Below are 10,572 nucleotides of genomic sequence, written 5' to 3'. Positions count from 1 at the left end.
GGCCAACCTGGTGAGAATTAGGGCCTGCCTGACGGCAGGCCGTTACCGGCCCGCACACAAAAAATCTGACAGTCCCGATCAACCCGTGCACCGGTTTCATCGTAGAGACCATAGCCCAGCAGTCCGTCCCTCCACTCCGGTCGGTTTTCGAGCTGGCCGTAGCCCCCTCGTAAGATTCGCCAAGTAATCAACGCAACCAGGATGACGATGACAGCAATCCAGAACGTCAAATACAAAAAAATCCCGATCAAGCACAGCTTAAATATCCAGCAAAGGGGCTGAGCTAGCCATGACGGAACACCCATTTCATTTGAACGATTCAACATTCGGCGCTCAAGCGACAGGTAGCCACGACACACTCGCCCGAGCCGCTCACCCAGTCGCATTGACGTTGTAGCTTGACGATCTTGTCCCATGGAATTCGCTCCAAACTGCCATCCTCTAAAAGGTAAGCAGCCCAAAAGGAAAAAGACCAAGGGAAAGGCTGCAAGAGGAAAGGTCCTACCTGCAAAAAGGAAACGGTCATCTCATTGAACATGCTGCGGAGCCGAAATTATGCTCACCTTTTTTCGCCGCACGAAGAAGTGCCCCGCAGTAGAAGCAGAAACCAGCGCGGCTCCCCTCTCACCCGATCTAACCCTGCCACAATCAGCTCAATCCTTGCTCGCCCCCCCGCGCAGACAACACCTGCTGGATCAGATCTGGCAACGCACGTCGCTCTCGCGCAGCCAGTTCAAAACGCTGTACCTCGGCCCCCTGGAACGCTACGCCGCCTTGGTCCAATTACTGCCGGCCTCGGAAAACCACCACCATGCTTACCCCGGTGGCATGCTCGACCATGGCCTGGAGGTCGTCGCCTGTGCTCTAAAGCTACGTCAATCTCATCTCCTGCCCTGCGGCGCAGCCCCGGAAACCCAAGCAGCCCAATCAGAAGCCTGGACAGCCGCAGTCGCCTACGCCGCCCTACTCCACGACCTGGGCAAAATCGTCGTCGATGTGCATGTGGAATACAAAAACGGCCATCTTTGGCACCCCTGGCACGGCCCGCTAAACCAGCCGTATCGCCTACGGTATCGCCGGGATCGACAGTACCGCCTGCACGGCGCCGCCTCAGGCGTGATCTACACCCAGATACTTGACGCAGCCTTGCTCGATTGGCTCAGCAGCTTCCCCGAGCTCTGGAGCGCATTGCTGTACCTCCTGGCCGGTCACTACGAACACGCCGGAGAACTCGGCGAACTGGTAATGCGCGCCGACCAAGCTTCTGTTGCCCAGGCGCTGGGCGGTGATCCCGAAAAGGCCCTCAGCGCGCCGAAACATGCCTTGCAGCGCAAGCTGTTGGAGGGCCTGCGCTACCTGATCAGCGAAGAGCTCAAACTCAACCAACCGCAAGCCTCCGATGGCTGGCTCACCAATGACGCCCTTTGGCTGGTCAGCAAAACCGTGTGCGACAAACTGCGAGCTCATCTATTGGCCCAGGGGATCGATGGAGTTCCTGAGAAAAACACAGCCGTCTTCAATGTGTTGCAAGAACATGGCATCGCCCAGGCTAACGCAGAGGGTAAAGCCATTTGGGTTGCAACCGTCATCAGCGAGAACGGCTGGTCCCACCGCTTTACCTTTCTAAAATTAGCCCCGGCCCTGATCTGGGAAAATGCAGCACGCCCTTCTGCGTTCTCGGGAACGGTGACCATCGAAGTCCCTGCCACACTTGCTCCCGAGGACTCTTCTGCTCCGATCAACGACCCACCAGATCACCTCTGGGACTTTATGCCTTGCGAAGACACTGCCCCGCCCTGGGTGGGCGAAAACGACGGCGATCCCATCTTACCGGGACAACAATTTATGAACTGGCTAAGCCAAGGCATTCGTAGCCGCACCCTACGCATCAATGACGCCAAAGCCCTGGTGCATAACGTGGATAACACCTTGTTTCTGATCACACCCGGCCTGTTCCAGCGCTACGCCCAGGAACACCCACACCTAGCTCACCTGGCCAAACAGGAAAAGCTCCCCGACTGGGAATGGGCACAAAAGCACTTTGAACAGCTCAAGCAACACCGCAAGCAATCCAACGGCCTGAACATATGGACCTGCAAGGTTCAGGGCGGACGCCGGGTCAGCCAGCTACACGGCTATCTGTTGCTTAATCCGGGCGAGTTACTGGGTGAATTGGCGTTGAACAATCCGTACCTACAACTCATCACGGATGAACCTAAGTAGGACCTTACACACAAAACTCACGGAACAATCCGTAGACACATGCTGCCGCTTTCAGGATTGACCGTTCTATCTCTCACTTTCACATTGGCAGCGTGTCCGGCTGACCTGTTCAGCCACATGCCAGCAGCCAGGATCTACAGGCTGCGCTGCGGGTTTCCGTAGAGATCCAAACCATGGTCGCCCCGCTTCCGCTAGCGCGATCAGTCGACCTCAAGTCGATGGAAGCCACTTATCTCCCCACCCAATACGGGTCTTCCCGTATTGGGACGGCCTTTGCTATTTTGGAGGTCTTATGAAACTCGAAATTGCTCTGTACCAGGCGCTGACCTCAATCAACGTCCCCGAGCAAAAAATCAACGCGGTAATCGAAGCGATGGAGTCTGACTTGAACACGTATCTCGCTACCAAAGTTGATATCGCAAATCTGCACAATCAGTTGCGGTCAGAAATTTCACAGCTAGAGGTGAAACTGACCATTCGCATGGGAGTCATGTTATCTGCTGCCGTCGGTGTGATGATGGCGTTTATGAAACTTATGCAGTAATAGCAGGCAGCGTTTTCATCTCTTCGGGCAACCATCCACATCTGGGTGGTTGTCTCGCTTTCCACTTGGCACAGTCATATTTCTTGACCAGCCAGTTCTCCGGATCGCCCCTCAAAAGTTTACGAGCAGAGATGACTCAGAGTTCGCATTTTTGCAGGTCCGAGTGATGCCCTTCAGTATCTAGAGTGGTATTACGCCAGGGGCCGTCCCACGAAGCAGACTCTAAACAAGCGAAAACCTGTGCAACGCTTTCGAAGCAGGTGAGTAGCGAAATCTTAGCCAGTTGGTCCTCAACACTCGCCCATTCACCATGAGCAAAGGCATTTCGAACGTTTCGAAAGCTATCGATGGCATCTAACACTGCAGGATCCATCCTAAAGGGAAGCCCTGATTGTTTGAGGTGTTCCAAGAAAAATTGGATGTCACTCATAGCGGGGCGCGCAGGTTTGCGCGGAATAACGCCATACAGGTCTTTGGCTACGCGCTTTAAGCCCCACTCCATAAAGCTGCATAGCAACACAATCGATGTAGCCTGGGTGACTACGGCCAGATTATCTTCCCAGCGGGGAGTTTGATCATCGAGCCAGTCGATTTCCTCAGCTCCCTGATTAGGTCTGGCCAAATACGATTCGCGCTGGTTGAAGAGCTCTACTCTTTGCTTTTCCACCGCAACGAGCTGAAGAAAACAGTAGTCGTTGAGCTGATGCAGTTTGTCGAAAACATCCCAGAAGGTCTCAGAAAAACGCTCAGGCTGTTGAATGTAAGTGCCGTCAGCTATGGGCACTCTGTCCTCCCCCTCCACAAGGCTAGACGCCCAAAACAAACCGTATCTTTTAGCCACATCTAATTCATCTTTCAAACAATCACATCCTTAGTTTTTATCAACACCAACTATTTTCCGTTTATCGTGGTGTTAGTTTTGTTAGACGCCCTGCAGCACTTGTATTTTGACACCTCAAGAGTATGTCGCCGCTTACTCATAAGTTTGAGCTCCGTTAGCGGCAGTCAAATAATCTTCCGGTTTCTACAACATAAGTCCTTACTACCTCCTGTCGAGAACCCAAATACCTATGGGACGATGTGCGCGGTTCCCGCTATACGCTTCCAATTGCTGGTGGAGCTCAAGGGTTAACATCAGGATGATCGGATTCCAGGAGCAGCGTGTCACCGTAAAGAACATGAGGTGTGATGTTGTGCGTCACGACCTTAGTAAGAGATATCGAGTGGGTTTTAACCATATCCATCGGCCACTGAAGGGGCTGGCCAGGCAAGCTTTCAGGTTGTGGCAACCTACCCCAGTTCTGCACATCAGGCGTTTCATATCCAGCGTTTTGAGCACGCTGAAGCCAGTAGCCTTCGTAATAGGTTGCGTTACTTTGCGTTCCGGCTGCCCAAGTAAGCAACACTGCGTGGACCTCAGTCTGATGGAGCTCAGCCCATCTGAAGAGAGCATAAGAGCCGCGCCCTTCTCTTTGCCTATTAGAGTGCTCTCGAAATCGCCTACGTGGATTGGCGGCCTGCCCCACGTAACAAGCCCTCCGGTCGCCATCCTCACTTTGAGCGATCAGCGCGTAAATCCAGTACCCCGTTGTAATCCTGCGGAGCTTTGGCCCTGGCGCTCTAGACACCTTCGGTGGTCGGTCATTGAACTGGAAATGTACCCGCAGTCGCTTACCGCTTTCGCATTGAAAGCCTGCATAATCGTTGCCGTTTCTCGTGACGGTCAAGCCGTAGCTGATAGCTACTTCCATCAAGTGCTCGCGGCTCTTGATTTCCCCTGAATCTAATGCCGCTTGCATTGATTTTTTCGTTGCCAATGCATGCTCGATTGCCTCTCGATTCATAACTGCTTCCTGACAGATTCCAACAACCTTCGTTGGAAGCCTACGGTGAAGTCGTTAAGGGAGGCAATGAATGGATTATCCGGTTGCAACCGGCAAGATGCGGGCATCGGGACCAGAAAGAATAATTGTAACCCGCTTGTTCGTTTTTTGAGATTTTGCTTTGATTGCTGAGTGACTGCTGCCCACCAAAAGCAGATAGTGGCGTAAGACGACTTTTTGAGGAAAAGTGGTATCTAGAAAAACTCGTGCTTTTCAATTTTTCGCCGCACCTGCTGTTCGTCGCGCCAGCTCTTAAGACATATAAATTCCCCCGCCCCTCATTTTTCTGAGATTGTATAAGTCCAAACTAGGGCCTTGTCGCTAAGAAAAGCAGGGCACGCGAAAGGGCAGCTCAATACTGTTTAGCGAGATCGTTATGAAAGAAGCGCTAACCCCATCAGATATCCCTGGGCAACTTGATACGTCTGGAACGAGCCCGGCGGCCAGTGGCCCCGCCGGCGCGCATTTTGAGGGGCAAGTCGCTGCATTCTATCTGCTCGCCATGCTCTGCGGCGCCCCCCCGCGAGGCCTTCCTGGCACAACAATTGATCGAGTTTTGCTTCAGCAAGCAAACGCTGGACGGGCACTGGATGACGTCACCATTTACGCAACCGATAATACCGGAAGACCTGCGGTATTGGAGATCCAAGTAAAACGTACCATTACCTTCAGCCCGGGCGATGCAGTTTTCCGGAAAGTGGTGGGTCAGATTGCTGTGGTGATGCGTCGATCTGATTTCTGGTCAACGAATTATCAGCTCGCCATTGCCACTGCCAGGAGCTCGCGCAAGATCGATGGGCCATACCAAGATGTGCTGGCAATCGCGCGACAGATTGGAGACTCCGCAACACTCGCTGCCCAGCTCAAGCTTCCCGGTGTTGCCAACGAGGATATGCGTGTCTTTGTTACGACATTTCAAAGTCACCTGAAAGATGAGGGAGCAGCTCATGATGAAGAAACAGTCTGGAAGTTACTTCGTCGCCTCCAGATACTAACTTTCGACTTCACGACGCAAGGTTCGGCATCGGAAGACCTTGCTCGGGAAAGAGCGCTGCGCACGCTCCACGCGGAAGAGTCTTCCCGCGCAGATGCATTTTGGCGAACGCTTGTTGAGCTCGCCTTCGACATCGCCAAAAGCGCGGGCGACAGGACCCGCACAACGTTGCTGGAATGTCTTGTTCTCCTCGGCTTTCGACTGTCCGGAGAGCGACGGCACGCGGAAAGTCGTGCTGCCCTCGCCGAAAATGCACGTCAAGCACTTGACGACATCGTCAATCATGTAGGGAAAGCGGTCCTCAGCAGACATGAGCGGATTGCCGAGGTTCACGCGGCTTTTGACGCCGGACGCTACGTCGAAATCCGGGGCGATGCCGGTGTCGGCAAGTCGGGTGTGTTACGTCAGCTTGCCGAATCCCTGCAAATAGAAGGGCACGTGCTCGTCTTGAGCCCTGGGCGCTGTGTTCCGCGGGGCTGGACCGCTATGCGTGCGCAGATAGCGTTCAGTGGCTTGCTCCCAGAGCTATTGGCAGAGCTGGCGAACGACGGCGGCGCCGTTGTGTTTCTGGACAACCTTGATTCCTACAGCATCGAGGAGCGTGCGACGGTCGTTGATATTCTCCGGGCTGCATCACACATTGCCGGAGTGTCAGTCCTTGCCACGGCAAGAACTGACTTTGGCGTAGAGGAACCAAGTTGGTTGCCTGACGATGCTCTTGATCGCTTGGGGCGTGCGCCGATGATTTTTATTGATGGTTTGAGCGCCTCAGAAATCGAACAACTTATAGGGATTGATCAGACGTTAACGCCGCTGCTGAGTGATAGTCATCCCGCAAGAGCCGTCACGAGAAACCTGTTCAGGCTCGCTCGCCTCGCAAGTCGGCCGGCAAATGCACATATGCCGCGCACAGAAGCCGAAATGGCCGGCGAGTGGTGGAACACTGCAGATGGTAATCGCGACGCCGAGTGGAGAAATCGTCGACGCCTGCTGAACGACTTGGCGGCCCAGGCGCTTGCTGGTCGCGATGCGCTTGAGGTTGGAGCGCACCCTCCGACAGCCATCGATGCGTTGGTTGCCAGTGGAGCATTGCGCAACTTAGTAGGGGACCGTGTGTCTTTCCGACACGACGTATTTCGGGAGTGGGCAATCGGCTGCGCTCTGAATGACAATGCGCGCCTGGTCGAGAGTTTTGACTTGAAACGCCCAGCACCTGCAGTGCTTTTTCGCGGCGTCGAACTCGCGGCACGAATGGCAATTGAGAGCGCGGCAGATGGCAAGTCCTGGCATGTTTTTCTCGTAAGCGTCAGTGGTGAGGGCCTCCACAGGTCATGGAGACGAGCGGCACTGCTTGCGCTAGGGCGATCTGAAGCGGCAAAGGTCTTACTGCCGCGGGCTCAGTCAATCCTGTTGGCTGACAAGGCACTACTGCTCCGTGAACTTATTCGTACCGTAATGGCCATTGATGTCGCTCCGGCGGCCCAGGTTTTCGCCACTGCCGGTATTGAGACCACCTTCATCCCAGCAGGCCTCACCGTGTTAAAAGGCCCTGTCGCGTTCCCGCTAGTACAATGGCTGCTAAGCGTTGGCGATGATGTTGCCGGAGAGGCTACCCCGGACGTCGTCGCCCTCTACACAACCTTTTCGATCAGTACGTTTGGGTTGACGTCAATAACGCCACTCACGAACCTCCAGCTCTATTGCTGGCTTCGGCAGATGGAGCCTAGGAATGTATTTCCTGATCAGATAGAGGCGCCCAGGTTTTGGGACGGTCTTGGGCGCGATCAAATAGAGTCGTTACGGACGGATCTCCGAGATGGCTTTACCCTGTTCGCGCGTGCAACACCCGATCTGGCCGCCGAGTACCTCAAGGCAGTTATCGATAGTGAGCATAACGATCATTTAGTCCACAGTATTCTGAAGATGCGCGGCACATTGGCGCAGGCGGCCCCGGTTGAGCTGGCGAAGCTTACCGAGCTAGCACTGATCAACATTCCTGAACCGGATGATGATCGTTACTATCGAGAGAGAGCCGACGCTTTCACGTATGTCGATCATTCATTCATCCCCGCATCCCCCGCTCAAGGACCGTTCTTAGAGCTTTTAACAAATTCTCCGGAAATTGGGCTAGCGTTGATTCACCGGCTGGTCGCACACGCTATTTCCTACCAATCAAATGGCCGCCCGATTGGCGACGACGTGATTCATCTCGCATATGAAGAGGGTGCGCGCATTTTTCCTTGGAGGAGGAGCTATTACTGGCCAAGGCAAAGTAACTACGCGTCCGTAACGTCGGCACTGATGGCGTTAGAGGCCTGGGCTCATCGACGTATTGAGGCGGGTGACCCGTTCGAGATGGTTCTTAACGATGTTCTCGGACCACAAGGCTCGTGTGCTGCCTATCTGCTCGTGGCAGTAGATCTGATTATTTCGCACTGGCCAAAATCCTCCGCGCACATCGCCGAGTTTCTGGGTTGCCCAGAACTCCTGTGCATTGATCACATGCGTCAGGTCCACGATCAAATGGAAATTCCCGACCCGTTCGGGTTTCGGGGGCTGCAGAAAGAACCGCGGGGAACGACCAGCTCTACCGAGCTGAAGGGGCGCGTGTCCAGAAGAGCCACACTCGTCGACTTGCTTGGAAACTATTCTTTGTATGTTTCTCCAGCACAGTTTACGCAGCTTAAAGCACTGCTAAACCAGGCACAGGAACGTCTGGGACCTGCCAGCGATCAATCGGATCTAGGGCATCCGGAGTTCATGGTGCTGCATGCGTTGAACCGTACCGATACTTGCAACTGGCACGAGTTTGAGGCGGTGCAGAACGATGGCTCGACGGTAAGAGGTCGCCGGTATGTGTCACCGACTCAGGAAAGCGCTCATTTGCAACGACTGTCAGCCGCCGCGCCCGAATCTTCGGGTTTCATGATGCGGCACGCGATCACATCAGCTATTGAAGGCCCCTCTTTCCGTGACCCCGAACACTTGAAGAGCGCAGTGTTGTGGGCAGAGCAGGCTTCTGAAGAACAGGTATCACTGTCCATTGATAACACTGAAGACATATCAGTGACTATGCAGAGAGAGGCCGTACTTGCCGCCGCTATGATGATTATGCGAGACGGAGATGCAAACCTACGATCCCTGCATGGAACTTGGGCAAAAGCGCAGTTGCAAAAAGCTATAGAATCACACGCCGATCCTTTATTTCAGATTCGAACCGGCCTTCGTTTCAACCTGAGCGCCATCGCCTATGTCGGTTTGATCAACGTTTTGGCCCATGAAAACACCGTCAACAACATGCAGACACTGCTTGAGGTTGCGGCCGGCGGCAACCATGCCATAGCTCATGGCTTTGGTGCGGCACTTGATGTCCTCCATGCTACAGACGAGCGTCTATCTCGTGCGGTTTTGCGCTGCGCAATGCGCGCATGCATTGTTCCTGTCAGCGAGTGGAATGCGCCGGATGAGGAAAAGATAATACTCATAGAAGGTCAAACAAAGGCAGCCATGGCGGCAGTGGACAGCGAGATGGCTTGGCTGCAAGGCGACGGTAATGAACCAGCTTGGCCCTTGTTTCCGGAAAAACCTGTCCGCTTGAGGCTACGTCTACGGATACCCCCTGCTTTACCCGGGCGAGTAGAAACCCTCTCAGAACCAGAAGAGCGTCCTCTGAAACAAACGGTTCACCATCAGACGGCAGCCCTATGGCTTCGTCAGATAGAGAGTCTGGGCGATGCCTCGACGTGTACATGGCTGCGGGATGTGGCTAAGACTTACATGCCCTGGACGATGGAGGCAAATGGCGGCTCCCTTACCAACGGAGAGGAGTCCAGCGACGCGCCATTGGAGTGGAACAGTGCGTTCTTTGACGTGGTTGCCCGCTGCATCGTGGGCCTTCCCTTGAATTACGTAGCGGAATTCGTTACGACACCAATCAACTCACTTCCAGACCTGAACTTCTTTGATGTCCTCGCCAGCTTCTTGGGTAGCTTTGATCAGGTTTACTTCGACGGTGCCTTAGTAGAAGACGCCGTCGCAGTAGCCATTCGTGAAGCATTTGCGGATCGCATGATGAAAAGTTGGGGTTGGAAACGTCTGAGTGGCTCAGCGCAGGGAGGTATCGAAATACATATCGCTCCCGCTATCGCCAGACTGTTTTTCAACAATCATCAATTCGGAGGGAATACAAATAGTTACTTATTTGAGAAAGGTATCGAGCGTATTCGTCCGATTTTGCCTTTACTGGGGCTGCTGGTTAAGTCCGGTCCCTCTCCATTTGTGGCAGTCGTAGCACTCAATCTTCTTGAAGTTGCTCCGTGTTGTGAGCATATAGACATACTGATTCAAGCAGGGAAAAGCTGGATTGAGACATACCCAGACTCTCGAACATTCTGGATTGATCATGGAATTGGTAAGCGATGGTGTGAAATCGTCAAGCGCATCTGTACCTCAAATTTTGAAGATGTAAGGAAGAACACAGCTGTTTACGAAGATCTCGACAGAGTAGTAAGCGAGCTTGTAGGGTTTGGAATTTCAGAGGCTCACTGCTTGGAAGAGCTACTCCAAAATTAGCGCCAACCTGAGCGGCCCCGGGCTTTCCAGACGCTTCCCACAGTTCGTTTATTGCCGATAATTGCACGCCGTCAGCGGCAGCAATCGGCCGATTCTGTTGAAAAAGTAGCTCCCCTGTCTGGCCTGCGGCAAAATCTCTGCATTGGCCAGCAAGGAAGCACACAGCATGATGGGACAGTTATCGAGTGGGCAGGATCGACTGTTTTACTCGTTCAACCTTGAAGATCACATCCCAGCCAATCACCTTCTGCGAAGCATTGATCAGTGTCTCGATCTGAACGACCTGCGCCATCACCTCGCCGATTTTTACAGCCCAATTGGGCGTCCTTCGATTGACCCAGAGTTGATGATCCGCA

The 10,572-nt window shown here is 53.8% G+C and carries 7 protein-coding genes; 4 read left to right on the top strand and 3 right to left on the bottom strand.

Annotated features, from left to right (window positions below; all coding sequences use genetic code 11):
- Window positions 1-17 precede the first annotated feature (17 nt).
- Window positions 18-416 (bottom strand): DUF3742 family protein, encoded by a 399-nt coding sequence (locus AC3WP7_RS29970; RefSeq protein ID WP_102593257.1) that lies wholly within the window; start codon window positions 414-416, stop codon window positions 18-20.
- 139 nt (window positions 417-555) lie between these two features.
- Here AC3WP7_RS29970 and mobH point away from each other — a divergent pair, with 139 nt between their 5' ends.
- Window positions 556-2,223, top strand: coding sequence for a MobH family relaxase (gene mobH / locus AC3WP7_RS29965; protein ID WP_102593256.1), 1,668 nt, complete (start codon window positions 556-558; stop codon window positions 2,221-2,223).
- Window positions 2,224-2,515: 292 nt separating this feature from the next.
- Window positions 2,516-2,767, top strand: a complete 252-nt coding sequence (locus tag AC3WP7_RS29960; protein WP_102593255.1) for a hypothetical protein — start codon at window positions 2,516-2,518, stop codon at window positions 2,765-2,767.
- Between the two features lie 136 nt (window positions 2,768-2,903).
- Here the strand turns inward: AC3WP7_RS29960 and AC3WP7_RS29955 are convergent, their stop codons facing one another.
- The gene (locus tag AC3WP7_RS29955) at window positions 2,904-3,626 is read right to left on the bottom strand and encodes a hypothetical protein (RefSeq protein WP_102593254.1); all 723 of its coding nucleotides are present in this window, start codon (window positions 3,624-3,626) and stop codon (window positions 2,904-2,906) included.
- A gap of 262 nt (window positions 3,627-3,888) precedes the next feature.
- Window positions 3,889-4,611, bottom strand: a complete 723-nt coding sequence (locus tag AC3WP7_RS29950) for a GIY-YIG nuclease family protein (protein ID WP_102593253.1) — start codon at window positions 4,609-4,611, stop codon at window positions 3,889-3,891.
- A gap of 415 nt (window positions 4,612-5,026) precedes the next feature.
- On the opposite strand from AC3WP7_RS29950, the gene AC3WP7_RS29945 reads away from it, so the two are divergent.
- Window positions 5,027-10,216 carry an NACHT domain-containing protein gene (locus AC3WP7_RS29945; protein WP_102593252.1) on the top strand — a complete coding sequence of 1,730 codons (5,190 nt, stop codon included), beginning with the start codon at window positions 5,027-5,029 and terminating at the stop codon, window positions 10,214-10,216.
- A 166-nt stretch (window positions 10,217-10,382) separates the two neighbouring features.
- On the top strand, window positions 10,383-10,572 hold a 190-nt coding region (locus AC3WP7_RS29940; protein ID WP_492574138.1), incomplete at its 3' end, for a transposase.

It is taken from the genome of Pseudomonas sp. FW305-3-2-15-C-LB1 (genome assembly GCF_058787615.1).
The sequence above is the reverse complement of the archived record's forward strand: the minus strand, read 5'-3'. Positions and strand labels throughout refer to the sequence as shown.

What these genes read in the sequence shown, in the direction of transcription:
- AC3WP7_RS29960 (WP_102593255.1), top strand. Translation starts at nt 2,516, where the DNA reads ATGAAACTCGAAATTGCTCTGTACCAGGCGCTGACCTCAATCAACGTC.
- AC3WP7_RS29970 (WP_102593257.1), bottom strand. Translation starts at nt 416, where the DNA reads ATGGGACAAGATCGTCAAGCTACAACGTCAATGCGACTGGGTGAGCGG.
- mobH (WP_102593256.1), top strand. Translation starts at nt 556, where the DNA reads ATGCTCACCTTTTTTCGCCGCACGAAGAAGTGCCCCGCAGTAGAAGCA.
- AC3WP7_RS29945 (WP_102593252.1), top strand. Translation starts at nt 5,027, where the DNA reads ATGAAAGAAGCGCTAACCCCATCAGATATCCCTGGGCAACTTGATACG.
- AC3WP7_RS29950 (WP_102593253.1), bottom strand. Translation starts at nt 4,611, where the DNA reads ATGAATCGAGAGGCAATCGAGCATGCATTGGCAACGAAAAAATCAATG.